This is a genomic window from Mesorhizobium sp. M0923 (assembly GCF_040319365.1).
Lineage (GTDB): Bacteria > Pseudomonadota > Alphaproteobacteria > Rhizobiales > Rhizobiaceae > Mesorhizobium.
On record NZ_JAMYNW010000009.1, the window covers coordinates 144,757 to 171,265 of the forward strand.

Here is a 26,509-nt window from a genome sequence, read left to right on the forward strand (position 1 = left end):
TCCGGGAGGAAGGCGGTTTGGCACGAAGAACTTACCTTCAACAGCATAGGCAGCGGTTTCGTGGGATCGAAGAAAGTTCGAATCGGTATAGTCGGCGTCGGCAACTGCGCTTCCTCCCTTGTTCAGGGCATCACCTATTACCGCGACGCAAGGAGCAATGAGCCCATACCCGGGCTGATGCACGCCGATCTTGGCGGCTACCATGTCAAGGACATTGAAGTGGTCTGCGCATTCGACGTCGCCAAGGGCAAGGTCGGACGCGATGTGGCAGACGCGATCTACAGCGCGCCGAACAATACTTTCCGCTTTGCCAATGTGGCGCCTACCGGCGCTCGCGTCGAACGCGGACCGACGCTGGACGGCATCGGCAAATATCTGCGCGACGAGATCGAGGAGGCCGACGAGCCGGTCGCCAATGTCGGCAAGATCCTCGCCGACAGCGGCGCCGAAATCCTGGTGTCCTATCTGCCAGTCGGCTCGGAGGAGGCAACGCGCTTTTATGCCGAGTGCGCGCTCAATGCGGGCTGCGCCTTCGTCAACTGCATACCAGTCTTCATCGCCTCGCGGCCGGAGTGGCGCCGCCGCTTCGAGCAACACGGCCTGCCGCTGATCGGCGACGACATCAAGAGCCAGGTCGGTGCGACGATCGTACATCGTCTGCTTGCCAACCTGTTTCGTGAGCGCGGCGTGCGTATCGATCGCACCTACCAGCTCAATTTCGGCGGCAACACCGATTTCCTCAACATGCTGGAGCGCGAGCGGCTGGAATCGAAGAAGATCTCAAAGACGCAATCCGTCACCAGCCAGATCGATGTTCCCTTGGAGCCCGGCAACATTCACGTCGGGCCGAGCGACCACGTGCCGTGGCTGACCGACCGCAAGTGGGCCTATATCCGGGTCGAAGGCACGACCTTCGGCGGTGTGCCGCTGAATGCCGAGCTCAAGCTGGAAGTGTGGGATTCGCCCAACTCGGCCGGGGTCGTGATCGATGCGGTGCGTTGCGCCAAGCTGGCGCTCGACCGCGGCATCGCAGGCGCGCTGACCGGTCCCTGCAGCTATTTCATGAAATCGCCGCCCGAGCAGTTCACCGACGCGGAAGCCCGCCAGCGCACGCTCTCTTTCATCGCCGGTAAGGACGAGCCGATGCTCGATGCCGCGGAATGACGACGACGTTCTTTCTGGTCCGCCACGCCGCGCATGACAATGTCGGCTGTTATCTTGCCGGACGGATGGCGGGCGTTTGCCTCGGCGAAGCCGGCAGGGCACAGGCCTCGCATCTGGCTGACCGTATGGCACGCGAGGCGATAGCGGCAATCTTTTGTAGCCCGCGCGAACGCACGCAGGAGACGGCCAATCCGATTGCACTCGCCTGCAATGCCGGTGAAATCGTGATCCGCGAGGAACTCGATGAGATCGACTTCGGCACCTGGTCGGGAAAGACCTTCGAGGAACTGAACCAGGATGCCGACTGGCGGGTGTGGAACGACCAGCGCCAGCAGGCGAGAACACCGAGCGGCGAGACCATGCTGGACGTGCAGCAACGCGTCGTCTCGCTGATCGAGCAGGTCCGCGGAACATACCAGAACCAGTGCGTTGCACTGGTCAGCCATGCCGACGTCATCAAGGCCGCCGTGTGCAAAGTGCTCGGCCTGTCGCTGGGGAACTGCTTTCGTTTCGATATCGACCCAGCGTCGATCACCACGGTTGTTTGGGGAGACTGGGGGTCGAAGCTGATCAGACTCAACGAAGCTGCCTGACGAGGAATTGCCGGATGCGCATGGTCATTTTCGGTCTTACCGTGACATCGTCGTGGGGCAACGGGCACGCCACGCTGTGGCGCGGATTGATCCGGGCGATGGCCGGGCTGGGCTGGTCCATCACCTTCTTCGAACGCAACACTCCCTATTATGCCGGGACGCGCGACCTCGACCAGCTGGATGGCGGCAGCATTGTCCTTTATCCGGACTGGCAGGACATCCAGAGCGCTGCCGAGCAGGCGGTGAATGAGGCCGATGTCGTCATCGTCACCTCCTATTGCCCCGATGCGGTGAGCGCGTCGCGCTTTGCCCACCAGGCCTGTCGCGGGCTGAAGGTCTTCTATGACCTAGACACGCCGGTGACGCTGGCGCGAATCGAACAAGGTGAGCCTCCGGCCTATTTCGGGCCGGAAGGGCTTCGGGATTTCGACCTCGTGCTGAGCTACACGGGAGGAACCGCGATCGATGCGCTGAAGACGATGCTGGGCGCGCGCCGCGTCATGCCACTCTACGGCCATGTCGATCCAGAGCGACACCGGCCGGCCCCGCCCAAGCCGGAGTTTGCCGGCGACCTTTCCTATCTCGGGACGTATGCGGCAGACCGCCAGACCGGGGTCGAAAGGCTGCTGGTCAGTCCGGCTGCGCGCCTGCCGGATCGCCGTTTCATCATTGGCGGCGCACAATATCCGCAAGAATTCCCGTGGAGCGACAATATTTTCTTCGTCCGTCACCTGCCGCCCGCCGAACACCCCGCCTTCTTTTCATCATCACGGCTGACCCTGAACGTGACCCGCGAGGCGATGGCCGAAAGGGGCTGGTGTCCTTCCGGCCGGCTATTCGAAGCCGCCGCTTGCGGTGCTGCGATGGTGAGCGACACGTGGCCGGGACTGGAGGCCTTCTTCCGGCCCGGCGAAGAGATCGTCGTGGCCAACAGCACCGACGACGTGGTCGCCGCGCTCGACCTGCCCGACGCCGAGCTTGACGCGATCCGCCGCCGAGCGCGCGAGCGGGTGCTGGACGAACACACCTCGGCGCGGCGGGCGAAGGAATTCGACCGCATCCTGTCCGATGCACTGCACGGCTCCACGCATGGCGAGCCGTTGAAGGAGGCAGTTTGATGTTGGGCATCGTGCCCGCAGCCGGACGGGGAAGCCGCATCCAGCCGCTCGGCTTTTCGAAGGAGCTTCTGCCGGTCGGCAGCCGCATCGACGGCAATACCGAGCGGCCTTGCGCGGTCAGCGAATACCTGGTGCGCCGCATGGTGCGCGCGGGGGCTGACAAGATCTGCTTCGTCATCGGCTCGGGTAAGTCGGATATCCTCGAATATTATTCTGCCGGCTATGCCGATGCGGCCGCTCTGTTCGTGGTGCAGCCCTCTCCAGTCGGCCTTTGCGACGCCATCTTCCGCGCCGCACCACTCGTCGCAGCCGACGAGACCGTTCTGGTCGGGTTGCCCGATACGATCTGGTTTCCCGAAGACGGCTTCTTAGCGCTTCCGGACGACGGCCTGTCCTTCCTGCTGTTTCCGGTGGACCAGCCGGAATTCTTCGATGCCGTCGTTGTCGACCAGAACAGCCGGGTGAAGCAAATCCAGGTCAAGCAGCAGAATGCCGCGTCGAACTGGATCTGGGGTGCGTTCAAGATGCCCGGCCACACCCTTCACCGGCTTGCCGCGCTGTGGCGGGAGCGGGACCGGTGCGACGAATATATCGGCACGCTGGTCAATGCCTATCTGGCCGCCGGGGGTGAAGCGCATGGCATCAAGGCTGGCACCGCCTATGTCGACGTCGGCACCTTCAACGGCTATCGCACGGCACTTCGGCTGCTCGAAAGCGCCGCCGGTACCAAGGACGACCAAGCCGCCATGACGCTGCCCGGCCACCAGCACGTCCCTATCCTCGCAGGCGAAGGAGGCTAGCCATGCTGCATTCCGATGCCGAAATCCGCCGCCGCATCGATGCGCTCGGCCCATGGTTCCACAATATGGAGCTGGCCGGCGTGGAAACGGCTCCCGATCATTTCCTCGGCAATTACCCGCTGATCAAATGGCGCAAATTCGCCGACGCCATTCCCGCCGATCTTTCCGGCAAGGCGGTGCTCGACATAGGCTGCAATGCAGGTTTCTACTCTATCGAGATGAAACGCCGCGGCGCCGGTCGCGTGCTCGGCATCGACTTCGACGAGGCATACCTTGCGCAGGCGCGCTTTGCCGCTGAGGTTGCGGACTGCGACATCGAATTCCAGCAGCTCTCGGTCTACGACGTTGGCGCGCTGCGTGAGCGGTTCGACATCGTGCTGTTCATGGGAGTGCTCTACCATTTGCGCCATCCCTTGCTCGCTCTCGATCTGATCCGGGAGCACGTTGCCGACGACCTGATGATTTTCCAGTCGATGCAGCGCGGCAGCACCGACGTGCCGGCACTCGAGCAGAATTATCATTTCTGGACGCACGACCTGTTCGACCGGCCGGAGTTCCCAAAGCTGCATTTCATCGAGCATCGTTATGCCGACGACCCGACCAACTGGTGGATTCCCAATCGCGCCTGCACCGAAGCCATGCTGCGCAGCGCCGGCTTCGAGATCGTGCTGCAACCCGAGCAGGAGGTCTATTTCTGCCGCACCGCCGACGTACCGGCCGGCGGCGGCGCCATCTACCCGTCGAAAGGACAGATAAATGATTGAAGCCGCGATGATCTGGAACGAGCCAAACAACAAATCCCACTGGGATCCAGAGCTCGATCCCGACTGGAGCCGCTTCGCCAACATGGCAATCCTGGCCGCCGACGCGATAGCGTCGGAGAATCCGGCCTTGACCAAGGTCCTTGGCGGCATCTCGCCGATCGACGCCGCCTTCATAACACGGATGCAGGAATTCGGCGTGCTCGATCATGTCGACGCGGTCGCCGTGCACGGCTTTCCGCTCGACTGGAACCTCTGGCAGATCCACGAATGGCCGCAGAAGATTGGCGAAATTTCGGCTGTCACCGATCTTCCGGTATGGGTCAGCGAGGTCGGCGTGTCGACCTTCGGTGCCGAGGAGGTACAGGCCTGGGGCCTGCGCCGGACAGCGGAACTGCTGATCGGCAACGCACCGCGCATCCAATGGTATAGCCTCTACGACCTGCCGCGCGAATGGGAAGCGACGACGCGCCATCGCGAGGCGGAAGGCTCTTCCTACTACCGCCATTTCTACATGGGCCTGCTGCGCCAGGACGGCACGCCAAAGCCCGCGCTCGAGGAATTCCTGCACCACGCGCCGGCAATGGGACTGGTGCAGTGGTTCCATTTCGAAGATCACCGGCTGGATGACGCCGTCGCCTGGATGAAACGGCTCGGCGTCACCAATCTGCGCACCGGGCTTTCCTGGGCCGACAGTTTCAGGCCGAACGCACTTGACTGGTTCGACCGGCAAATGGAGGCGTTGGCCGACTTCGACGTGACGGTCACCTTCTGCTTCACGCCGGAACACCGCGGAATGATGCCGCACCACGCCAGCCCGCCGCTGGTGCCGGCGGAATTCGCCGAATTCTGCGCGGCAATGACGCGCCGCTATGCCGGCAGCATCGCTGCCCCTTCCGCCGGCAGGCAGCGCGCCTCCGCAGCGTGAGGAGCTTCGGCTCGCCAGCCATGACGCTCACCGTCCTCAACGTCGCCTATCCCCTCGCCCCGGTCGGGCCGGATGCGGTCGGCGGCGCCGAGCAGGTGCTGTCGATGCTCGATCAGGCGCTCGTACAGGCCGGACACCGTTCGATCGTGATCGGCTGCCAGGGCTCGCGCGCTGCGGGTGTCCTCATCGAGACGCCGGCCGAACCGGGCGTGCTCGATGAAGCGGCGAAGCGCCGGGCCCAGCGTGCTCATCGCGCAGCAATAGCTACCGCACGCGCACGCTGGCCAATCGACGCGGTTCATTTGCATGGCATCGATTTCGATGCCTATCTGCCGGGCGATGGGCCGACATTGGTGACCTTGCACCTGCCGCTCGACTGGTATCCGGCCGATGCTCTCAGTCCGGCGCGAGAGGATCTGTGGCTGCATGCGGTATCGGCGGCTCAGCAACGAACCGCGCCACCGGGCGCCAGGCTGATCGGGCCGATCCCCAACGGAGTGGACATCGACGCGCTGAGCGAGCCACAGGTCAAGCGTGAGTTTGCGCTCGTGCTCAGCCGAATCTGCCCGGAAAAGGGCATTCATCTGGCGCTTGACGCAGCCAAGAAGGCCAACGTACCGCTGGTCATCGGCGGCAAAGTCTATCCCTACGAAACCCACACAGCGTATTTTCGCGACGAGGTCGAGCCGCGGCTGGACAGTCGGCGCCGCTTCCTCGGTCCGCTCGGCTTTGTCGCCAAGCGGCGCCTGCTCAACACAGCCCGCTGCCTGGTCGTCCCGAGCCTTGCCGCGGAAACCAGTTCTCTCGTCGCCATGGAGGCACTCGCCTGCGGCACCCCCGTGGTGGCCTTCCCGAATGGCGCACTGCCGGATGTGGTCGAGCATGGCAAGACGGGGTATCTCGTCAGAGATGTCGACGAAATGGCGGAAGCCATCGTTGCCGCACCCGGCCTGGACCCTGAGACCTGCCGGGCCGAGGCGCGGCGCCGCTTTTCACTCGACCGCATGGTCTCCTCCTACATGGACGCCTATCGGGCGCTGGCACGGCTCGGCACAGACAGCGGACAGCTCGCGGCGGCGAAGTGAGCGGGACATGCTCCGCAGCGAGATCATCGACGATGCGGCGGGCCTCGAAGCCCTCGCGCCACACTGGTGGGAACTCTGGTCGCGCAGTCCCTCGGCGACGCCGTTCCAGTCTCCCGCATGGCTGGTGCCGTGGTGGCGGACATTCGCTCCTGGTGAGCTTGCGACGGTCGCCGTCTGGAGTGGCGATGACCTGGTCGGCTTGGCGCCACTCTATCTGGAACACCGGGAAGCCGGCGCGCGATTGCTTCCGCTCGGGATTTCGTTGAGCGACTATCTGGACCTCCTTTGTCTTCCCGAGATCGCCGAACCGGTCGGCGCCGTCATCGCCGGCTCGGTTCTTTCCATCGGCTGGTCACAGTGGATCTTGCCGGATCTGCCGGCCGGCGGTGCCGGCCTCGCCATCTGCCATGCCGCGCTCGAAACAAGCCAGGCTGTCAGCCACGCTGCTTGCCCGGTGCTTTCCCTCACGGGCGATGAGACGCTTCTCAGCTGTGTTCCGGCGCGGCGACGGCGCCAATTGCGCCGCGCCCATAGAGCTGCTTCGAGACGTGGCCGGGTCGCCATCGAACCCGTTTTGTCCGATCCGCAGACATTCCTCGATCATTTGATCCGCCTCCACCGCGCGCGCTGGGCCGGAAACGGCGACGGCGTCCTGTCCGATACCCGCGTGGAAGAATTCCACCGTCAGGCGCTGCCGCTGTTGGCTGCTCAGGCACTTGCCCGATGCTGGCTTGTCGCCATCGGTGGCGCGATCGTGGGCGCCTATTACGGGTTTCATCATCGGGGCCGCGCTTACGCTTACCTCGGTGGCTTCGATCTGGCCTATGCGGAGGAAAGTCCCGGCGCGCTGCTCATCGGCCAGGCGATAAGGCAGGCGATCTGCGAAGGCGCGGAAGAGTTCGATTTTCTGCGCGGACAAGAGGCCTACAAATACAGCTGGGGCGCCGTCGACCGGTGGACGATGCGCAAGATCTGGACGCGGAGCAAAGGGCGATGAGCGCGACCCAACCGGGATCTCGGTGGTCGACATCAGCAAGGCGGGTGCTGGAGGAATGCATGGCAGATCGTGCCGGCGTCGAAGCCGTCATCGCCAGGCTGGCTCTCCGTTTCGAGACAGGAATCGAAGCCGCAGAACTGGCGAAGATTGCGCAAGACATGCACTCGGCCGAACCGCGAAAGACGGCAAAACTACAGCGGATTGCCGACCTGCTTCAGCGCAGGCCCGAGATCTTCGCCACGCTGCGCAAAACGGGTGCTGCCGTTCGGCACGAACGCGGTGAGGGAGAGACCGGCGATGCGGTCGTCAAGCGGCTGGCAGCCGGGTTTGACGCGGCGGCGGCGATCTCCCCGGCGGCGAGCGTCCAGCTGTCGTCGCTGGGCAACGAGGAAAAGCTCTCGGCCGCTACTGCTGAGATCGTTGCATGGCTGGAGAGGCGAGGTTTTAGCGGCGCAAATAACGACATCCTGGATATTGGCTGTGGTATCGGTCGCTTCGAACAGGCGCTCTCCGCTCTATCGCACCGGATCGTCGGCATCGACATATCCGCGGCGATGATCTCGATCGCTCGCCGGCGATGCGCCGGGCTCGGCAATGTGGAATTTCGCCCTACCCAAGGTTTCGATCTTGCCGATTTCGGCAATGCGAGCTTCGACCGCGTGCTGGCCGTCGACAGCTTTCCCTATCTGGTGCTGGCCGGCCTCGCCGAACGGCATTTCGTGGAAATCGGGCGCGTGCTGAAGAGGCCGGGCATGGCCGTGCTTTTGAATTATTCATATCGCGGATCGCCGGCGCTGGATCGCGCCGACGTTCATAACTTCGCCAATGCAAATGGCATGCAAATCCTCGTCGACGGCGAAAAGCCGTTCCGGCACTGGGACGGCGATGCCTTCCTGCTTACGATTTCCAGCGGAACATTGTGGCCCAACGCTGGTTCGGATGCCGAACAGGAAAAGCCGCTATTCGACAGTATGAAGGAGGATAAGATGGCGTCCGGCAGCAAGAAGCACATCGGTCGCGGCAGTCATGGCAAAGGCGCTGGCGCTGGCGCAATGACCGATCTTCCCAAGGACAAGATCGGAGAGAACGCTGTTCTGTCCAACAGAGACAAGAAGCAGCACAGCAAGGAGCGTGGGCTCGACGGCAATCGGGTCAAGTCCGAGCAGTACCAGGATCATTCAGCGGATCGACGGCCTGAAGACTGATCGTTGCGGCAGCATGTGGCTTGCAGCCGGTGAGCAATTGAAAACGCAGCGAGAGCCAACCGCTGACGAAGCTGTGCAAGGACCGAAGCCGGTCGCATGGATAGCTTGCAAATTCTTGCAAACTCGCACTGTTGCCACCAGAGTGAGGTGAAGGGACTAACATTTGCCAAGAGAACGCGATGTCTCGCTCAAGGGAAGATTCCGTCAGCACGCGTGCCGATCTGAGGATAGACCGGGAAATCGCTTCCTTGCTTGCGGCCATCGAACAGGAAAGGGTTCCTGACCGGCTGACCAAACTTGCGATTGAATTGCAGAACGCGCTTGTGGAAAGACGATTGCGCGAAACCAGCAATTAGCGTGACATGTATTAGCGGCGCCTCTCGGCTTCGAAGTCCAATTGTCCTTCGGATAGATAGCTGCGCCTTTCCATCAGCGTTTGCGAGGAACTTTCGCCAAGGTATTCCAGCACGCCGGCGCGTGCGCGGTTGAGCCGGCTTTTCACGGTTCCCACCGCGCAACCGCATATTTCGGCAGTCTCCTCATAGCTGACGCCCAGCACGCCTATCAGCATCAGAACCTCGCGCTGGTGCTCGGGAAGGCTCTGGATGGCCTGGTGGACTTCCTTGCCCTGTACGGACCATTCCTGCGTCGCTTCCGAGATCGGCCGCAGCGAAGCGCAGTCGAGCAGGCCAGGCGCTTCCCTCACTGCGGCTCTGACACGCGTGTAGTAGGTGTTGCGCATGATGGTGAAGAGCCATGACTTCATGCGCGTTCCAGCCTCGAACTTGTCGATGTTGGCCAGTCCCTTGGTCAGCGTCTCCTGGACCAGGTCGTCTGCATCATCGGGGGTGCGGCAGAAAGTACGCGCGAAAGCCCTTAAGGCGGGTATGAGGTGGACGATGGAAACTTCTTCGGTTTCGCGGGTCGCGAAGGCGTAGGCTGTGGGTGGCAATGGTCCAGCTCCCGTCCAGAATGAGTTCGTGAGCGCAGACCAGTTAAATGCATTGGGCGAAAGATCGTTCCGGCTGGCGAAAATCACCCGGCTCCAGAAACCGGAGAGGCTTGGCTGGGCACTCCAGCCGGCGGCGATATTTTTGACGGAACAACCACCGGTATCGCGGAGTTCGAATCGAGGTCGTCCGAAAATCCGGGGGACCGCCATTGGCGCGTCGAAACGCGATTCGCAGCGAGCCTTGGCCGCCACCTCAAGGACAGTCCGCCACCTCAAAACAGGAGGAATCCATGACAGGAAACAAGCACGCCAAAGGCAAAACGCCGGCCGATAGCGACCTTGCCAACGATCCCGGCATCGGCAGTTCCAAGGGCACGATCAAGGAGGGCGACCGGCTCGATCAGGGCGACAACACGTTCGAAGGCGATGTCGAGAACGACACCACGCCTCAAGGCGGTATCAATCCCCGGCAAAAGATGCGGACCAACAAGTGACGCCAGCATCGGCCGGCGCACGATCGAACAAATCCGCTGCAACCCGTGCACCAATCCCGCGTTAACGGGCATCGGCCTCGTGTCCGCATCGAGCGTTGATGCGACAGGCACTTTCGCGGAGACACAGATGACAAAAAGCTCGTTTGGCCGCCCCGTTCCAATTCTTGTCGGCCTTGGTTTCCCTCGCCATGTCGAAAATATGTGGCAGGCCTATGACGTCTTAAACGAATGGCCGAGCCGCGGCCCGGCGCACATGGCGGCGTTCAACGCCTGTCGCGCCGGGCTGGCTGACGAGGTCGATGCCGAGACGGTGCGCGCGGCGTTCGAAGCATTCGCCCAAAAAGCGGGCATTCTGGCGCACGATGTCGCCGCCGAAATACCAGCAGGCACCAATCCCACTGAGGTTCGCGATGTCGGCTAAAATGCCCAGCAGGCCATGTGACCCGCTGAGGCTAATTTATATCAAGGGTGGTTAAATCGGGAGGACCGCCATGCTGGAGATAAAGTTCGATGCTCCGGTTTGCATCTACTTCGGCAAGCCGGGCCGATCGCGAATGGTCAGCTCCGTTTTCGAGGCTTCTTACTGCCTCAAAAGCGAGAAATGGCCTGCCCGCAATGCCCCGTTGTCGCTGATGGCGGCAGATGCATTGGATGGCGCCCAGATCGGCCAGATTACGGCAGCGGAAGCCCGCGAAGCATTTATCGACGCGGCTTTGGAAGCGAAGATTCTTGTCGAAGGCGAGCCGCATGACACGCATGCCCCGACAGCCTTCATGCCGGACGGCGGGTGAGCTGGCAGGCTGCTTCCCCGCAGTGCCGTTTATCGCGAATGGCTGGCTTCCTCGGCCTTTTTCTTCCGCTGCTGCCTGAGGACCTCGTCGGTTCCGACCAGCTTCTTCGATCCGCCGGGGATCGCGGTGGAAACAACAGCCGGCGGGTCGCTTGCCGGGAAAGAATCCTCCAGACCCGCCTGCAGCTGGTCTTCTAGCGTCTGCGGCTCCTCCGAGCGGCCAGGGGTCCTTCGGGTGTCTACATTCTCCAGCGGCTGTGTCATGTCCGGTGAAGACCTGACTTCTCGAATCCAGCCATAGAGCTGTTCGATGGCAAATTCCTTCATTGTGTCGAAATCGGCCTTTTCGTCACGCGATGCCTCGATTTGGTCGACCATGGTCTTTTCGAACCGTTCGAGGCTCTCGCTTCCACACGCCCGGCAGAGACGCACCAGTGCCTCGCGCAATATGAGCGGCGCAAAGTGCGCTGTCGCCTCGAGCCTGAGCTGCTGCAAACGCTCCGGGGTGGCGGCTTGGACCTTCGACATGCTCGACCTCTTCGCCTTGTGGAGCATGTCAACGAAAATTGTCGGCGGATGTTCCATGACGCACCGCCGGTGCATCGCTCGATCCTCAGCGGTGTGCGCCACCACCGAGTGCCATGCGGATACCGAGACCGACGACGAAGCAGCCTGCCACGCGCTGCTGCCAGAGCCTTACCTTCGGTCGCCTCATGATCCAGGCCCCGAGCGTGCCGGATGCGAGCGCATATGTGCCCAGCACCAGCACACCGGTCATCTTCTGGGTGCCTCCGAGCAGCAGCAATTGCAGTGTAACCGATCCGCGAGCCGGATCGACGAACTGTGGAAGGAAAGCCACCATGAAGGTTATCGGCCAGGGATTTACCAGATTGGCGATCATCCCTTCGCGCGCAGCCGCGAGCGGCCCGACGGCCGCAGGCTTCTCGACTTCGACCCCGTCCGACGGCAACAATACCAAACGTGATCCAAGCCAAACGAGATAGGCCGCGCCCATCCAGCGAAGCATGGCAAAGGCAAGGGGCGACGCCTGGAGCAGCGACGATATGCCGAGGGCAAGGAGCGGCAACTGGACCATGCCGGCGCCGAGGGTCATGCCCAGAACGGTTAACAGGGCAACCTCCCGGCCCTGCCCGATGCCACGCGCCATCACCAGCAGACTGTCAGGCCCCGGCGGCATCTGCATCAAGATGACCGTCCCGAGAAAGGCCGCCCAAGAGGCGGGATCCATGCCGCTACTTCGCCCAGGTTTGGTAAGATGCCTTCGCGCTATCCTTCAACCGACCGGCATCTCGCATCATCTTGAGCGCTTCATCCCTGGTCAGGCCGCATTTGCGGGCAAAGAAATTGATCTCATAGACCTGCTCGGCCGACAGGCCATGTTTGATATGCACTCTTCGTTTGTGTTTGCGTTCGTTCATACAGGCTTGATCCCGTGAGACTTAGCCTCCCCAACTCACATCGGGCCGGCCGGTTCCCCACAGCTTCGTCACGGCGCAGGCTTTTCAGGCGCCGTCTGGCCGGCCGACCCTGTCCTTGAGTTCGTTCAGGAATGCGAGCAGCGCGTCCTCCGGATCGTCGGCCTCTTCGGTCAGCATATCGATGCCCCAGCGGCCGAGAACAGCCTCCTGGACGATGCTCGGCTGCGACATGAAGATGAAGGATTTCGGACGGCTCTTCTCGTAGCCCGACCGCTGCCAGGTCTGCCAAAGCCTATGCAGCAGCAGACGGATGTTCATGTCGGACATGCTGTAGCCGATGAACAGGATGGTGCGCCCCAGCGCGTCGGCCCGAAATTTCACATCGAGCGGCGAATCGAACGACAGCCGTTCAAAATAATCGGTCTCCGCCAGAACCAGCGATTTGTCGTCGTCGAAATCGCCGTGGAATTTGATGATCTGGGTGACCTCGCCTGTTGTCTTGGGCAAGTCCTTTGCATTGGCCACTTTCACAAAGGGCCGGCCATGGATCTCGAAGGCAACCTCGAGGTTGCGATCATAATTGGTGGTGTAGATGATCGGAAAATCGAGCGACACGATAAGCTTGTGGATCGCCGAGCCCCGCACTTTTTCCCGCGATACGCTCCATTCGCGATCCATCCAGCTGCGCAAAGGGCCGAGGCTCCCCTGCTTCAGCCGGTAATATTCGGCAAGGGCCTGATAGTTGGCCTCCGGTGCGCCGATCATGTCCTCGTCGAGGCCGAGCTCGTTTTGCATGTGCTCGATGAGCTTTTGCCAGGACGGTAAGCCGACGCTCATCGATACTCCGGCGCCAACGAACAAGACCGCTCGCCGCTCTTTCACCGATTGAGCCAGTTGCTCGACTGCAGACAGCATCCGACACAACTGCGAACAGCGCCCTCCGTTCCGGCCGAGCCCGACCACCGCGGGAATAACTCCGATTTGCGGTTGAATGAGAACGCCCGGATCAACTATCCCGAGCGCCGGCCGCCGAGTTTGGCCGACGGAATCCGACATTTATTTCATTCCATTTGGCACTTCTGCGCCTCTCGCGCGTTGGGAGTGTTCAACAAAGACGGCGCAGCTAATGGATCGCCATCGGATTGTCTCAGTAGCATTATGTCTGTTCCTGCTTACAATCGGCGCCGTCCAGCAAAAGGCTTGGGCTCAAGCACCTTGCCCGGCCGACCATGACAAATTGCTGGCCGCCCTCAAGGCCAACGTCAAAGCCAGCGGCGGCCCCGGCAATGGCGGCTTCGATACCAATGAATGGGCGGCAATCGTGGCTCGCGACGGAACTGTCTGCGCCGTCGCCTTCAGCGGGCCTACCGCCGACGCCCAGTGGCCCGGCAGCCGACTGATCGCCGCCGAAAAAGCCAATACGGCCAACGGGCTCAGCCTCGCGCAGATGGCTTTGTCCACCGCGAACCTCTACGCGCCGGTGCAGCCCGGCGGTCCTCTATTCGGCCTCCTGGCCACCAATCCGGTCAATCAGGCGGCAGCCTATGCGGGCGATCCTTCTACGTATGGAAGTTCCAGCGATCCATTGCTGGGAAAGCCCATCGGCGGTGTCGTCGTGTTTGGCGGTGGCCTGGCTCTCTACGACGGCAAGGGGATCGTCGGGGCCCTCGGGATAAGCGGCGATTCCTCTTGTGCCGACCACAATGTCGCCTGGCGGGTGCGGGCCGCACTCGGGCTGGACAAGGTACCGGCCGGCGTCAACCCAAACCGCAAGGACGCTATCATTTTCGACCTCGATCCCGGCGGCAAGAGCGCTTCCGGCTGGGGCCATCCATTGTGTGCCGGAACCGAGGCGGACGTAGCCGCAGAGCTTGGCGCCGGTGTCGGCGGGTCGATACGCTAATGAGGCAAGTGCGACAGGTGGCAGCGAAAACCAGTGTGTCAGCCAAAAGGGGAGAAAGGCCAATGGCTGCGATGCTGGGATGGACGCTGCTGGCAGGCTTCGCGCTAGTTACCACGGCGGTTGCTCAGTCAACGTCAAGCTTTGCGATAAATCCGCCGTCCGCAGCTGCTCCGCCCGACGACGGCCAGTGGGCGATGCCGGCAAAGAACTACGCCTCGACCCGCTACAGCGAACTTGCGGAAATCACCGAGGACAACGTCAAGAACCTGCAGGTGGCCTTCACATTCTCCACTGGCGTCAACAAGGGCCAGGAGGCTGCGCCCCTGGTCGTCGGCAACACGATGTACATCGTGACGCCGTTTCCCAACATCCTCTACGCGCTTGACCTTACCAAGCCCGGCGCGCCGATGAAGTGGAAATTCGAGCCCAATCCCGAGCCTGCGGCGCAGGGCGTTGCCTGTTGCGACGTGGTCAACCGCGGTGCGGTCTTCTTCGACGGGCGCATCTATTTCAACACGCTCGACGGCCATACCATCGCCGTTGATGCAGCCACCGGCAAACCGGTCTGGAACACCCATATCGGCAACATCAATATCGGCGAGACCATCACCATGGCGCCGCTGGTGGTCAAGGGCAAGGTGCTGGTCGGCAATTCCGGCGGCGAAATGGGCGTGCGCGGCTGGATCAAGGCGCTCGACGCCGGCGACGGGCACGTCGTCTGGACGGCCTACAACACCGGCCCGGACGCCGAGGTGCTGATCGGCCCCGATTTCAAGCCGCATTACGACATGGACAAGGGCAAGGATCTCGGCGTGACGTCATGGCCGCCCGATGCGTGGAAGATCGGCGGCGGCAATGTGTGGGGCTGGATCTCCTATGATCCGGATCTGAACCTTATCTTCCACGGCACCGGAAATCCCGGCCCGTGGAATCCGGATCTGAGGCCCGGCGACAACAAATGGACCGCCGGCATCTTTGCCCGCGATCCCGACACCGGCGCAGCCAAATGGTTCTATCAATGGACCCCGCACGACCTCCATGATTACGACGGCATCAACGAGCAGGTGCTGCTCGACATGACTTGGCAGGGCAAGCTCCGCAAGGTCCTGGTCCGACCGGAACGCAACGGCTATGTCTATTTGCTGGACCGCACGACGGGGGAGGTATTGTCGGCGGTGCCGTTCGGGCCTGTCAATTCCAGCAAGGGCGTCGACCTCAAGACCGGCCGGCTGATTGTAAATCCCGACAAAAAAACCGGCACCGGTAAGGTCGTGCGCGACATCTGCCCCACCGCATCCGGGCTAAAGGACTGGCAGCCTTCGGCGTTCTCGCCAAAGACCGGCCTGCTCTACATTCCGCACAATAACATGTGCATGGACGAAGAAGGCGTCGAGGTGAATTACATCGCCGGGACGCCCTATGTCGGCATGAACGTGCGCATGATTCCGGGGCCGGGCGGCAATCGCGGCGCTTTCACCGCCTGGGATGTCGCCGCCGCCAAGCCGGCGTGGAGCCTGAAGGAGAACTTTCCGGTGTGGAGCGGCGCCGTCGCCACCGCCGGCAATGTCGTGTTCTATGGCACGATGGAAGGCTGGTTCAAGGCGGTCAGCGCCAGGACCGGCGCGCTGCTTTGGCAGTTCAAGACGTCGTCCGGCATCATCGGCCAGCCGATCACCTATCGCGGCCCAGACGGGCACCAATATGTCGCGGTCCTTTCGGGCGTCGGCGGCTGGGCTGGGGCGATCGTATCCGGCGATCTCGACCCGCGCGACGCCACCGCCGCGCTGGGCTTCGTCAACGTCATGAAGGATCTGAAGGATGTAACCACGCCGGGAGGTACGCTGTATGTGTTCCGGCTGCCTTGAGACGATCGGCCGAGTTGCGCGGCCACGGAGAACGCGACCGCGGCGGCTTGCCGCCGCGGTCGGTGCACTGGCGCTCTCGCTTGTTGCCCCCCTTGCCGATGCGCGCGAATTGAGAATCTGCGCCGATCCCAACAACATGCCGTTCTCCAATGCCGCCAGGGAGGGCTTTGAAAACAAGATTGCCGAACTCGTCGCCGAGGAGCTTGGTGCGACTGTTTCCTACACATGGTGGGCACAGCGGCGCGGCTTTGTGCGCAACACGCTGAAAGCCGGCCTGTGCGATCTGGTGCCCGGCACACCCGCCAATCTCGAAATGCTGCGCACCACCGCGCCCTACTACCGGTCTTCCTACGTCTTCGTGACACGAAAGGATGCGCCGGAAATCACGTCCTTCAACGATCCTCGCCTGCGCGATCTGCACATCGGCGTCCAGCTGATCGGCGACGACGGCGCCAACTCGCCACCCGTCCAGGCGCTCGGGCGCCGCGGCATCGTCGGCCATCTCATCGGCTTCCCGGTCTATGGCGACTATTCCGCGCCGAACCCGCCAGCGCGCATCATCGAGGCGGTGGCGAATGGCGACATCGATGTTGCCGTCGTCTGGGGACCGTTGGCCGGCTACTTCGCCGCCAGGCAAAAAGCTCCGTTACGAATTACGCCGGTTGCGCCGCGTATCGACGGTCCGCTGCTGCCGATGATCTACGACATCTCGATGGCCGTGCGCCGCGACGACGATGCACTGCGCGGTGAGGTAGACGCAGCTATTGCCAAACACCGCGCCGAGATCGATACGATCCTGGCGGAATATGGCGTGCCTCGCCTCGACGGCGCCGGGGCGGCAGTGCGATGAACCGCGGCCTTCCATGCTTGCTGTCGGCGATGCTCGTCCTTGCCGCTTGCCAGCGCGAGGAACGCGACACGCGTCCACAGTCGGTGCTCGGCTCGGGCAACCAACCGGCGGCTGTGACGGCCCTCGAGCCGGGCGGCCAACGGCCGGCCTCGTCCGACAACAAGGCCGGCGTGTTCGAGGCCAACGCCTTCCACCTCAGCGAGGGCAAGCGTCTGTTCAACTGGTTCAACTGTTCCGGCTGCCATGCCAATGGCGGCGGCGGCATGGGCCCGGCCCTCATGGACCAGAAGTGGCTCTATGGCAGCTCGATCGAAAGCATCCACGCCACGATCAGGGACGGCCGGCCGAACGGCATGCCGAGCTTCCGCGACAAGATCCCTGACGACCAGATCTGGGAGCTTGCCGCCTTCGTCCGCGCGCTGAGCGGCAACGCGCCAAAGTCCGCTGCGCCGAGCCGCGACGACGACATGATGCCCCATCCATCCGAAAATCGCCTGCCGGACGCCGCGACGCTGGGGAAGTCGCCGTGAACCGCCTTCTTTGCAGGGTGTGCTGCAGCACAGCCTGCATGCTGCTCCTTGCAGGATGCAGCGGCTGGCAATCCGCGCTCGACCCGAAAGGCCCGGCCGCGGGCGAGCTTGCATGGCTGATCTGGTTCTTCACCGCGCTGTGCACGGCGGTCTGGCTTCTGGTGATGGCCGTGCTGATTACGCCATTGGCCCGGCGCCCGGCGCCGCTCGGCGATCCGCTTGTCCTCGACGCTGCCGCCGAGCGCAGCAAGATGCGAATTGTCGTCGCCGCACTCGCCGCTACCGCCCTGATCCTGGTCGGCCTGACGCTGCTGAGCTACTTCGCTAACCGGACGCTCGCCGCCATCGGCTCGGATGCGGCGCTGACGATCCGGGTGACCGGGCATCAATGGTGGTGGGAGGTGCGCTACGAAAACGATCAGCCGAACCGCATCCTGACGACCGCCAATGAAATCCACATCCCGGCGGGGGAGCCGGTGCGGCTTGTCGTGACCTCGACCGACGTCATCCATTCCTTCTGGGTGCCGAACCTCTCGGGCAAGCTGGACCTCATTCCAGGCCACGAGAACGTTCTCGATCTGAAGGCGGACAAGCCCGGCGTCTATCGCGGCCAGTGCGCCGAGTTCTGCGGCGCGCAGCATGCCAATATGAGCACCTTCATCGTCGCCGAACCCCGGCCCGTCTTCGACGCGTGGCTGAACGATCAGCTGCGGCCGGCGGTCGCTCCTGCCTCTGGCGAGGCAAAAGCCGGCCATGACCTATTCCTCAAACGGCCTTGCGTGATGTGCCACAAGATCGGCGGCACCATCGCCGGCGGTACGGTCGCTCCCGACCTTACACATATCGCAAGCCGGCAGACGCTCGCTGCCGGAACGCTGGCGATGAGCCGCGGCAATCTCGCAGCCTGGATAGCCGATCCGCAAGGGATCAAGCCAGGTGCCCACATGCCCGTGGTGGGACTAAACGGGGACGAGCTGAATGCGATCGTAGCCTATCTCGAAGGCCTGAAATGAGCAGCGCCGACCTAGCCCATGAGCGTGACCTCGCCCAGCAACGCGCCGCAGCACAAAAGGGTGACCTAGCTCCCGAGCACGACGGTCCTCGCGATACCGGCCTCGACGACGCCAGCCTTGACCGCTGGCTGGCGCGGACATGGCAGACGGCACCGGGCATCATCGGTGCGCTCTCGAGCGTCGACCACAAAATTGTCGCGCGGCGCTACCTGATCACCGCCTTCTTCTTCCTGTGCCTCGGTGGCCTCAGCGCCGTTGCCATGCGCATCCAACTGTCGGGGCCGGAGCGCGGGCTGATCGGGCCCGACCGCTACAACCAGCTGTTCACCATGCATGGCGTAACCATGATGTTCTTGTTTGCAGTGCCGATCGTTCAGGCGACTGGCATCTACCTCGTGCCGCTGATGGTCGGCACCCGCAACATCGCCTTTCCGCGCCTCAATGCATTCAGCTTCTGGATTTATCTCTCCGGTGGCCTCTTCGCCTGGGTGTCGTTTGCACTCGACATGGCGCCCGACGTCGGCTGGTTCTCCTATGTGCCGCTGTCCGGCCCTGAATTCGGGCCAGGCAAGCGTTCCGACGTGTGGGCGCAGATGATCACCTATACCGAAGTGTCGTCGTTGGCGGTCGCGGTTGCCACCATCGTCACCGTGCTGAAGCAACGCGCGCCGGGCATGTCGCTGGACAAGATTCCGCTCTACGTCTGGGCGCTGCTGGTCACCTCCTTCGTGATCGTGTTCGCCATGCCGGCGGTCATGATCACGTCGACGTTCCTGATCCTCGACCGGCTGGTCGGCACCCATATCTTCAATCCCGCCGAGGGTGGCGACGTACTGCTCTTCCAGCACCTGTTCTGGTTCTTCGGCCACCCCGAAGTCTACATCATTTTCCTGCCGGCCACCGGCATGGTGTCCTCGATCATCGCCGCTTTCGCCCGGCGTCCGGTATTCGGCTATCTGGGCATGGTTCTGTCGCTGATTTCGGTCGGCTTTCTGTCGTTCGGCCTGTGGGTCCACCACATGTTCGCAACCGGCTTGCCGAAGCTCGGCGCGAGCTTCTTCACCGCGTCGAGCATGCTGATCGCCATCCCGAATGGGCTGCAGATCTTCTGCTGGCTGGCGACATTGTGGGACGGAAAGCCGATAGTCAGGACGCCGCTGCTGTTCGTGTTCGGCTTCTTCTTCACCTTCGTCGCAGGCGGCCTGACCGGCGTGATGCTGGCCTCGGTCCCATTGGACCTGCAAGTGCACGACACCTATTTCGTGGTCGCGCATTTCCATTACGTGCTGATCGGCGGGTCGGTGTTCCCGCTGCTCGGCGCGACCTATTTCTGGTTCCCCAAGATCACCGGCCGGATGATGAACGAGCGTCTCGGACGCTGGCACTTCTGGCTTGCCTTCATAGGCTTCAATGCGGCGTTCTTTCCGATGCACATTGTCGGGCTGTGGGGCATGCCGCGCCGGGTCTACACCTATCCGGCGGAGCTCGGCTGGGGCAACATCAACCTGTGCATCACAGCCGGCGCGGTCGTCCTGTTCCTGAGCTTCGTGCTGTTTACCATAAACCTGGTTCACAGCGCCTTGAGGGGCGCGCCGGCCGGGGACAATCCCTGGAATGCGGGCACTCTGGAATGGGCGACAATGTCTCCGCCGCCTAACTACAATTTCGCCCATATTCCGGTGGTTACACATGCCGAGCCGCTGTGGGCCGAACGCGATACGCTGCCGGTGGCGACTGGGCTTCGTGTCGACGTGCGCGAACTTGTTATTTCGACCGTGGCAGAGGCGCATCCCGATGTGCGCGAGAAGTCGGCGACGCCATCGATCTGGCCGTTATTCGCCGCCCTCGCCGTGGGCGCCACCTTTCTCTATTCGATCTTCAGCCCGTGGGCGGTGGTCTGGGGAGCCGGGCCGATCGCCATCACCTTGATCGGCTGGTTCTGGCCGAAAGGCGATCCGGAGGACGAGGAATGAAACAGCGCCCGGCCGCGGATCTTTCCGAACTCCCGACCTTCGGGCTCGGACCGCGCAGCCCGACCTGGTGGGGCACCCTCGCCTTCATGGCGCTTGAGGGCACTGGTTTCGCGCTCGCCGCAGGCGCCTATCTCTACCTTGCCTACCTGTCCCCCGAATGGCCGCTCGGCGTGCCGCCGCCCAACCATTGGCCGGGCACCATCGTCATGCTGTTGCTGCTCGCCAGCGTGGTGCCCAACCACATACTGAACCGCTACGCCGAAGCCTGTGCCATGGTGCCGGTGCGCATCGGCCTGCTGGTGATGTCGCTGCTCGGCATCGCACCGCTTGTCGTGCGCTGGTTCGAATTTCCGGCCCTCAACATTTATTGGGATACCAATGCGTATGGCTCGATGCTGTGGGTGCTGCTCGGTCTCCACACCACACATCTGATCACCGATGTCGGCGACACGCTGGTGCTGACGGTTCTGATGTTCACGCGCCATGGCTATAGCGGCCGGCGTTTCGGGGATGTGGGCGACAACGTCTTCTACTGCGATTTCGTGGTCGCGACCTGGATCCCGATCTATCTGTTTATTTACTGGACGCCGAGGCTGGGTTGAGATGCGTGCGGTTCGGTACGGAACTTCCTGGGGTGGGCTGTTGTCGGGGCCATTGGCCTGGGCGGTATCGACGCAACTGAACTACGCGGTTGTCGAGTGGCAGTGCGCTCACAGGATTGCGATCATCCCCGTCATTGCGTTGGTGTTGGCGGTGCTGGCCTTGCTCGGCGGCGCGCTTTCGTGGCGGGCGCGACAGCAAGGCGGCGCCGCCTTCAAACCGGAGCGTACGCGCGGCACCGAAGATTTCGTCGCCAATGTCAGTATTCTAAGCGCGGTGCTGTTTACGCTGGTAATCGTCATGCAGGGCGCTGCCTCGCTCATTCTTGACGGCTGCATACGATGAGCTTCGAGGCGCTCTTCTCGACCTCCATCTGCTACGGTGCCGGCGCCCCTCAGGCCGGTTGGACGCTGGCGCTGCCAATTACGCTGCCGTTGGCAGCGATCGCACTGCTTTACACCGCTGGAGCCGCTCGGTTGTGGCGGCGGAGTGCTCGCAGCCGCCCGTTGCGGCTGTGGCAAGCCCTGCTGTTCGCGGCCGGCTGGGTCATTCTGGCAGCAGCGCTGGTCAATCCGCTCCATGCATTGGGTGAGCGCGTTTTCACCGCCCATATGATCGAACATGAGCTGCTGATGGCGGTGGCGGCGCCCTTGCTGGTCGCCTCCTGTCCGGCCGCGGCGATGATGTGGGCATTGCCGATCAAGCTGCGGCAGGCGCTGGGCACAGCCGGGCACGCCAAGATGCTGCGAGCGGTTTGGGTCGCCATCAGCCGCCCTGCAGCCGCCACCGTCCTGCACGGCGTCGCGATATGGGCGTGGCACGTTCCGGCCCTGTTCGAGGCAGCGCTTGGACAGGGTGCCCTGCACTATGCGCAACATGCCAGCTTCCTCGGTAGCGGCCTGCTGTTCTGGTGGGTGCTGCTGCCGCGCCCCGGCCGCGAACAAGCCTATGGCAGCGCGGTCATGCACCTTTTCTTCACCTCGCTGCACACCGGCCTGCTCGGAGTGCTGCTGCTGGTCTCGCCAAGGCTGTGGTACCCGGAAAACGCCGCCGGCGCAGAATTGTGGAGCCTTAGTCCGCTCGAGGACCAGCAACTCGCCGGTTTGGTGATGTGGGTTCCGGCCGGCCTGATCTATGGCGGCGCGGCGTTGCTGCTGGCCGGCCTGTGGATCCGCTCGAGCAGCCGAAAGGAGGCGCCGCATGCGCTTCACGCTGTCTAAAGCCATAATCGGCGCTGCGGTAATTGTCGTGCTCGTTGCAGCCCTGGCCGGGATTGCGTTGTACTTCGAGCAAAGCCGTCGGGTCGAGCAGAAGGCCGACGATGCGACCGGCGGTGTCGGCGCCCGCGCCATACCGATCATGATGGCCAATGGCTGCGCCGGTTGCCACACCATCACCGGCGTTCCCGGAGCGCAAGGGCTGGTCGGCCCGCGCCTCGACGCCAGCTTGGCCAACCGGGTTTACGTCGGCGGCGTCTTGTACAACAAGCCGGAAAACTTGATCCGCTGGATCCGTGCGGCAAGGGAGATCAGCCCGCATACGGCAATGCCTTCGACCAGAATTTCCGAGCAGGAGGCGCGGGACGTGGCTGCCTACCTCTATTCGCTCAAATGAAAGTCATTGCTCGCCGCGTCGCGACCACAGGCCACGACCGGGATCATAAGCGGCCGCCGCGGCGAGGAAGAACACGACGAGGCAGGCCAGAACTACTTGGCATGAGACCGGCTCGAAGCGCAGATAGAGCGCGAAGCGGATCAGCTCGACTGCATGGCTGAACGGGTTCAGCGCTGCGACCGTCGCAAGCACCGGACCAGCCTCGGCAAGTCGCCACAGTGGATAGAGCGCGGTCGAGGCGAAGAACATCGGAAAGATGACGAAGTTCATCACCCCGGCGAAATTCTCCATCTGGGCCGATACTGACGAGACGAGCAGGCCGAAGGCGCCAAGCATCAGCCCGGACAGCACCAGCGCCGGCAGAACCGCGAGATAGCCGAGCATCGGTGGCCGCACGTCCCAGTAGCGCGCGATCAGCAAGAACAGGTACACGAGCGGCAGGCCGACGACCACACTGGCGAGCAGGCGAGCGCCGAGCAGATACCAGCGCGGCAGCGGCGCGGTCAGCAACAGACGCATGCTGCCCATTTCGCGGTCATAGACCATTGCCAGCGAACTGGCCATGGCGTGGAACAGCAGCATCATCGCGGCCAGCCCGGGCACCACATAGACTTCATACAGCACATAAGTCTGGTAAGGCGGCGTGATCGACAGGCCGAGCACGGAGCGGAAGCCGGCGGCGAAGATGGCCAGCCATACCAATGGCCGGGCAATCGCCGAGATCAGGCGGCCGCGCTGGCGCAGCGTGCGAAGCAGTTCTCGCTGCAAGATGCCGATGAGCGCCCGCAGCGCATGACGGGTTATCATGCCGACTCCGTCAAGCGAGCGAACGCGTCTGCCATGCTGCCGACGCCGAGTTCGGCGGTAATGCGATCGGCGCGGCCTGCCCATCGCACACGGCCGCCGTGAAGCACGACAACATCATCTTCGGCAGTCACCTCCTCAAGGAAATGCGTCGCCCACAATACCGCAATGCCGCGTTCGCGGCATAAGCCGCGAACATGCTGCGCCAGTGCCCGGCGCCCGGGCACGTCCAGTCCGGTGGTCGGCTCGTCGAGCAGGAGAAGGCGCGGCTGGTGCATGAGCGCACGGGCGATCTCGACACGCCGCCGCTGGCCGCCCGACAATGAGCGGATGGGATCGCCGAGCCTGTCGAGGACTTCGAGGCGGCCGAGTTCCTCGCGTGTTCGGACCTTGGTAACGTCGGCGGCAAGACCATGCAGGGCGGCGTGATAGCGTAGGTTCTCGCCCGCCGTGAGATCGAGATCGAGCGTCTGCTGCTGGAAGACGACGCCCATCTGGGCGAGCGCGGTCGCAGGGTCGGTGCGCATGGCGTGTCCGAACACTTGCACCGAGCCAGAACGAGCGTGATAGAGACCGGTAATCAGCGAGAACAAGGTGGTCTTGCCGGCGCCGTTGCGACCAAGCAGGATGCACATCCTGCCCTGCTCGACCGAGAAGGAGATAGCGTCGAGCACCCGCCGGTCCTTGAAACTGTGCCCCAGATTGTCGAGCGACAGCGCTTTCATGGCCCAACCACGACGCCCCACGGACCGCGCCCGACCGGCAGCGATGAGACCACCTCTTCATTCTCAAGGTCGATGACCGAGATATCGCCGGAATTGCCGTTGGCGCTGAATAGGCGTCTCTGATCGTCTGCCAGCGCGACGTGCCATGGCCGCTGGCCGACAAGATAAAGGCGGCGCACCGCCAGCGTGGCCGTGTCAATCTCGGCGATCCGGTTTGCGGGACCCAGCGCGACATACGCAGTGCCGCCGTCACGCGACATCTCGATGCCGACGGCCTGGACGCCTTCGCGGCGAATACCCGGCACCTCAAACTGGACCTTGCCGGTTTCAGCCCGTGTTAAGGTGTCGAAGACCGTCACCGTGCCGCGGATCTCGGAAGAGACCCAAAGCCGCTTTGCGTCCGGGGAGAACGCCGCGGCGCGCGGTCGCGTGTCGACCAGCAAATTATCCACGAGATCGAGCGTGCCGGCGTCGATGAGATGCAGCATGCTCGTCGTCTCCGAGGTGCAGGCGACGTAACGGCCGTCCGCGCTGACCGCCATTCCCTCGGGCTCGACACCGACATCGACGTTGCCGATGACCTTGGCCGAGGCGATTTCCACTACCGAGACCAGATTGTCGTTCTCATTGGCCACAAACAGCCGCTTGCCGTCGGGATGCACGACGAAGAATTCCGGATCGGCTCCCGAAGGCAGTTGGCCGACCACTCGTCTCTTGGCAAGGTCGACGACATCGATGCGATTGTCGTCGCCGACAGCGACAAAGAGGGTCTTCTTGTCAATGGAAAGCGCCAGTCCGCGCGGCCGCCGTCCGACGTCGATCGTTGCCGAGAGGCTCATACTTGCCCCGTCGACGACGGCAACCGCATTGTCCTGTTCGTTCGACACGTAGACGGTTTCGGCAGCAACAGGACCGACCGAGATAAGCACGGACACCACCAGGAGGATTGCGGTCAAAAGCGGCATGCGCTCTCCTCGAGATCGATGCCAAGCGTGTCGAGCGGCGTCCGCTGATGCAGGAAGCCGGGCTGCGGCGAGGCGGAGACCAGCAGGCGAGGCCCAGCAATCAGGATCGGCTGCCGCAGTTGCCCGTCCCATGGACGAAAATTGAGCCCTTGGCCTTTGAAACCGGGGAGAAGAAAATCGTCGCCGCGCACGTAGCCGGCGATGGCTGACGGATCGACGCTGCGCAGCCGCGTCGCGGCCTCGCCGACGCTGCGCACGGCGAGCCAGGCGGCATAGTCGCTCGGCGTCATCCATCGCCCCGCCTGCTTCCGGAAGCGGTCCTGCAACTGCGTCGCTCCCCATTCCTCGGTGACGGCGCTCCAACCGGCCGCAACCAGCCCTTGCGTGCCGGCGACCGGTCGCGGCAGTGCCGTGCGGTCATCGAGATAGGCGCCGAATTCGTCAGCCTCGTCGGCGACGACCAATACATCATAATCGGCGACCTGCGTGGCGGCCGGTATTTCTGACTGCAGCGTGACATGGCCGGTATCAGCGCGTCCGTTCGCCGGACGGAACGTCCATGGCTGGTCGACGGTGATTTCGGCCCCGAAACGTTGCGCCGCGCGGCGAAAAGCGGCGGCCATCGCCTGGTCGGCAGAATGCGTGCCGACAAGCAGGAACCAGCGCTGCCAGCGCTTCCACACCAGGTACTGCGCCAGGCCGTCGGCGAGCATGGCGCGGCTTGGAATGGTGTGTAGCAGGTTCTTCCTGCAGTCCTGCTGGCGCAGCGCATCGTCGGTAGCGCGGCTGTTGAACAGCAGCATCTTCTCGGCGCCAGGCGCCGCAAGCGCCTGCGTGAGCGGCACAGCGTCAAGATCGGCGACGACAAACGCAAGGCCGGCGCCAGCGAACTGGCCTATCGCGTCCGATGCCGCCTCGGCGGGCTTCAGCACTCGCTCCTCCAGCCGGAAATGCTGGCCGAGAAAGCGCCCGGTCGTATTGTCGTCGGCGATGCCAAGACGTGCGCCTTGCAGCCCGTCATCTGTCGCGAACTGGTCCAGCGGACCCAACTGTAAGGGCGGCTTGCGCGACTGGCCGAGATAGCCGATTACCACCGTCTGAGGCTCGGCAAGACCGGGAGCAGCGACGAAAAGCAACAGGGCAAGAACAGCAAGCGCCAGCCTCATTCCGCTGCAGCTCCCTCTCCCGCAGTGACTGACCGAGGCGGAGTTGGATTAATTCCCCGCCATTGAAAAGGTTCCACTCTGGATATTCACGGCCTTGTGGTGACGGCTGGTCAGATCTGGATCGGCCTCACCTCGACTGTTCCTTCCAGCCGCCGAGTGAGAACGAGGGTGGCCC

General features: G+C 63.1%; 31 protein-coding genes and 1 pseudogene. 23 read left to right on the forward strand and 9 right to left on the reverse strand.

The window, feature by feature from the left end; all coding sequences use genetic code 11:
* The first annotated feature begins 60 nt into the window (after positions 1–60).
* The 10 genes and pseudogenes from NKH89_RS17470 (at position 61) to NKH89_RS17515 (ending at position 8,651) form a co-directional block, all read left to right on the forward strand.
* Positions 61–1,164, forward strand: a complete 1,104-nt coding sequence (locus tag NKH89_RS17470; RefSeq protein WP_352493910.1) for an inositol-3-phosphate synthase — start codon at positions 61–63, stop codon at positions 1,162–1,164.
* Positions 1,161–1,757: a histidine phosphatase family protein gene (locus NKH89_RS17475; RefSeq protein ID WP_023716620.1), complete on the forward strand. Its 597-nt coding sequence runs from the start codon at positions 1,161–1,163 to the stop codon at positions 1,755–1,757. The genes NKH89_RS17470 and NKH89_RS17475 overlap by 4 nt, the downstream gene beginning before the upstream one ends.
* A gap of 14 nt (positions 1,758–1,771) precedes the next feature.
* Positions 1,772–2,875: a CgeB family protein gene (locus tag NKH89_RS17480; RefSeq protein WP_023716619.1), complete on the forward strand. Its 1,104-nt coding sequence runs from the start codon at positions 1,772–1,774 to the stop codon at positions 2,873–2,875.
* Positions 2,875–3,675, forward strand: a complete 801-nt coding sequence (locus NKH89_RS17485; RefSeq protein ID WP_023716618.1) for a nucleotidyltransferase family protein — start codon at positions 2,875–2,877, stop codon at positions 3,673–3,675. Before NKH89_RS17480 ends, NKH89_RS17485 begins: the two co-directional genes overlap by 1 nt.
* 2 nt (positions 3,676–3,677) lie before the next feature.
* On the forward strand, positions 3,678–4,439 hold the full coding sequence (locus NKH89_RS17490) for a TIGR04290 family methyltransferase (protein WP_023716617.1): 762 nt from the start codon (positions 3,678–3,680) through the stop codon (positions 4,437–4,439).
* Positions 4,432–5,364 (forward strand): glycoside hydrolase 5 family protein, encoded by a 933-nt coding sequence (locus tag NKH89_RS17495; protein ID WP_023716616.1) that lies wholly within the window; start codon positions 4,432–4,434, stop codon positions 5,362–5,364. The genes NKH89_RS17490 and NKH89_RS17495 overlap by 8 nt, the downstream gene beginning before the upstream one ends.
* Positions 5,365–5,384: 20 nt before the next feature.
* Positions 5,385–6,449, forward strand: a complete 1,065-nt coding sequence (locus NKH89_RS17500) for a glycosyltransferase (protein WP_352493909.1) — start codon at positions 5,385–5,387, stop codon at positions 6,447–6,449.
* Positions 6,450–6,456: 7 nt separating this feature from the next.
* A complete protein-coding gene (locus NKH89_RS17505) occupies positions 6,457–7,446 on the forward strand; it encodes a GNAT family N-acetyltransferase (RefSeq protein WP_352493908.1) in 990 nt (329 codons plus the stop codon).
* A gap of 158 nt (positions 7,447–7,604) precedes the next feature.
* A pseudogene (locus NKH89_RS17510) lies at positions 7,605–8,210 on the forward strand (class I SAM-dependent methyltransferase); the annotation flags it as partial.
* A gap of 222 nt (positions 8,211–8,432) precedes the next feature.
* A complete protein-coding gene (locus tag NKH89_RS17515) occupies positions 8,433–8,651 on the forward strand; it encodes a hypothetical protein (protein WP_352494027.1) in 219 nt (72 codons plus the stop codon).
* A 367-nt stretch (positions 8,652–9,018) separates the two neighbouring features.
* On the opposite strand, the gene NKH89_RS17520 is transcribed toward NKH89_RS17515, so the two are convergent.
* The gene (locus NKH89_RS17520; protein WP_036244131.1) at positions 9,019–9,603 is read right to left on the reverse strand and encodes a sigma-70 family RNA polymerase sigma factor; all 585 of its coding nucleotides are present in this window, start codon (positions 9,601–9,603) and stop codon (positions 9,019–9,021) included.
* A gap of 290 nt (positions 9,604–9,893) precedes the next feature.
* On the opposite strand from NKH89_RS17520, the gene NKH89_RS17525 reads away from it, so the two are divergent.
* The 3 genes from NKH89_RS17525 to NKH89_RS17535 all read left to right on the forward strand — a co-directional run bounded on the left by NKH89_RS17525 (position 9,894) and on the right by NKH89_RS17535 (position 10,888).
* Positions 9,894–10,097, forward strand: a complete 204-nt coding sequence (locus tag NKH89_RS17525) for a hypothetical protein (protein WP_023676144.1) — start codon at positions 9,894–9,896, stop codon at positions 10,095–10,097.
* A 127-nt stretch (positions 10,098–10,224) separates the two neighbouring features.
* Entirely contained in the window at positions 10,225–10,518 is a 294-nt protein-coding gene (locus NKH89_RS17530; protein ID WP_352493907.1) for a DUF982 domain-containing protein, read from the forward strand.
* A gap of 70 nt (positions 10,519–10,588) precedes the next feature.
* Positions 10,589–10,888, forward strand: a complete 300-nt coding sequence (locus NKH89_RS17535) for a DUF982 domain-containing protein (protein WP_352482820.1) — start codon at positions 10,589–10,591, stop codon at positions 10,886–10,888.
* A 29-nt stretch (positions 10,889–10,917) separates the two neighbouring features.
* Here NKH89_RS17535 and NKH89_RS17540 read toward each other — a convergent pair whose 3' ends face one another.
* From NKH89_RS17540 to NKH89_RS17555, 4 genes are all read right to left on the reverse strand, one after another.
* Complete coding sequence (locus tag NKH89_RS17540) at positions 10,918–11,415, reverse strand: hypothetical protein (protein ID WP_352493906.1); 498 nt, start codon at positions 11,413–11,415, stop codon at positions 10,918–10,920.
* A gap of 85 nt (positions 11,416–11,500) precedes the next feature.
* Entirely contained in the window at positions 11,501–12,091 is a 591-nt protein-coding gene (locus NKH89_RS17545) for a LysE family translocator (protein ID WP_352494026.1), read from the reverse strand.
* Between the two features lie 49 nt (positions 12,092–12,140).
* Positions 12,141–12,326 (reverse strand): hypothetical protein, encoded by a 186-nt coding sequence (locus NKH89_RS17550; RefSeq protein WP_352482822.1) that lies wholly within the window; start codon positions 12,324–12,326, stop codon positions 12,141–12,143.
* Between the two features lie 84 nt (positions 12,327–12,410).
* A complete protein-coding gene (locus NKH89_RS17555) occupies positions 12,411–13,241 on the reverse strand; it encodes an SIR2 family NAD-dependent protein deacylase (RefSeq protein WP_502895875.1) in 831 nt (276 codons plus the stop codon).
* Positions 13,242–13,452: 211 nt separating this feature from the next.
* Between NKH89_RS17555 and NKH89_RS17560 the strand changes: the two genes are divergently transcribed.
* From NKH89_RS17560 to NKH89_RS17605, 10 genes are all read left to right on the forward strand, one after another.
* Entirely contained in the window at positions 13,453–14,229 is a 777-nt protein-coding gene (locus NKH89_RS17560) for a heme-binding protein (RefSeq protein ID WP_023716604.1), read from the forward strand.
* Between the two features lie 62 nt (positions 14,230–14,291).
* A complete protein-coding gene (locus NKH89_RS17565; protein ID WP_280940404.1) occupies positions 14,292–16,094 on the forward strand; it encodes a methanol/ethanol family PQQ-dependent dehydrogenase in 1,803 nt (600 codons plus the stop codon).
* The gene (locus NKH89_RS17570; protein ID WP_352482827.1) at positions 16,075–16,944 is read left to right on the forward strand and encodes a substrate-binding domain-containing protein; all 870 of its coding nucleotides are present in this window, start codon (positions 16,075–16,077) and stop codon (positions 16,942–16,944) included. The genes NKH89_RS17565 and NKH89_RS17570 overlap by 20 nt, the downstream gene beginning before the upstream one ends.
* Positions 16,941–17,474, forward strand: a complete 534-nt coding sequence (locus NKH89_RS17575) for a c-type cytochrome (RefSeq protein ID WP_352638931.1) — start codon at positions 16,941–16,943, stop codon at positions 17,472–17,474. The genes NKH89_RS17570 and NKH89_RS17575 overlap by 4 nt, the downstream gene beginning before the upstream one ends.
* Positions 17,475–17,512: 38 nt before the next feature.
* A complete protein-coding gene (gene coxB, locus NKH89_RS17580; RefSeq protein WP_352482828.1) occupies positions 17,513–18,487 on the forward strand; it encodes a cytochrome c oxidase subunit II in 975 nt (324 codons plus the stop codon).
* The gene (gene ctaD, locus NKH89_RS17585) at positions 18,484–20,460 is read left to right on the forward strand and encodes a cytochrome c oxidase subunit I (protein WP_352482829.1); all 1,977 of its coding nucleotides are present in this window, start codon (positions 18,484–18,486) and stop codon (positions 20,458–20,460) included. The genes coxB and ctaD overlap by 4 nt, the downstream gene beginning before the upstream one ends.
* Complete coding sequence (locus tag NKH89_RS17590; protein WP_352909413.1) at positions 20,457–21,062, forward strand: cytochrome c oxidase subunit 3; 606 nt, start codon at positions 20,457–20,459, stop codon at positions 21,060–21,062. The genes ctaD and NKH89_RS17590 overlap by 4 nt, the downstream gene beginning before the upstream one ends.
* Position 21,063: 1 nt before the next feature.
* Positions 21,064–21,405 carry a hypothetical protein gene (locus tag NKH89_RS17595; protein WP_023716597.1) on the forward strand — a complete coding sequence of 114 codons (342 nt, stop codon included), beginning with the start codon at positions 21,064–21,066 and terminating at the stop codon, positions 21,403–21,405.
* Complete coding sequence (locus NKH89_RS17600) at positions 21,402–22,280, forward strand: cytochrome c oxidase assembly protein (protein ID WP_352482832.1); 879 nt, start codon at positions 21,402–21,404, stop codon at positions 22,278–22,280. The genes NKH89_RS17595 and NKH89_RS17600 overlap by 4 nt, the downstream gene beginning before the upstream one ends.
* Positions 22,261–22,674 carry a c-type cytochrome gene (locus NKH89_RS17605; RefSeq protein ID WP_352482833.1) on the forward strand — a complete coding sequence of 138 codons (414 nt, stop codon included), beginning with the start codon at positions 22,261–22,263 and terminating at the stop codon, positions 22,672–22,674. Before NKH89_RS17600 ends, NKH89_RS17605 begins: the two co-directional genes overlap by 20 nt.
* A gap of 3 nt (positions 22,675–22,677) precedes the next feature.
* On the opposite strand, the gene NKH89_RS17610 is transcribed toward NKH89_RS17605, so the two are convergent.
* From NKH89_RS17610 to NKH89_RS17625, 4 genes are read right to left on the reverse strand one after another with little or no spacing between them, the layout of a single operon-like run.
* On the reverse strand, positions 22,678–23,481 hold the full coding sequence (locus tag NKH89_RS17610; protein ID WP_023716594.1) for a lanthanide ABC transporter permease protein PedC: 804 nt from the start codon (positions 23,479–23,481) through the stop codon (positions 22,678–22,680).
* Positions 23,478–24,203 carry a lanthanide ABC transporter ATP-binding protein PedB/LutE gene (locus NKH89_RS17615; protein WP_023716593.1) on the reverse strand — a complete coding sequence of 242 codons (726 nt, stop codon included), beginning with the start codon at positions 24,201–24,203 and terminating at the stop codon, positions 23,478–23,480. Before NKH89_RS17615 ends, NKH89_RS17610 begins: the two co-directional genes overlap by 4 nt.
* The gene (locus tag NKH89_RS17620; RefSeq protein WP_352909414.1) at positions 24,200–25,168 is read right to left on the reverse strand and encodes a PQQ-dependent catabolism-associated beta-propeller protein; all 969 of its coding nucleotides are present in this window, start codon (positions 25,166–25,168) and stop codon (positions 24,200–24,202) included. Before NKH89_RS17620 ends, NKH89_RS17615 begins: the two co-directional genes overlap by 4 nt.
* Positions 25,156–26,334, reverse strand: a complete 1,179-nt coding sequence (locus NKH89_RS17625; protein WP_352493903.1) for a lanthanide ABC transporter ABC transporter substrate-binding protein PedA1 — start codon at positions 26,332–26,334, stop codon at positions 25,156–25,158. Before NKH89_RS17625 ends, NKH89_RS17620 begins: the two co-directional genes overlap by 13 nt.
* Positions 26,335–26,509 lie beyond the last annotated feature (175 nt).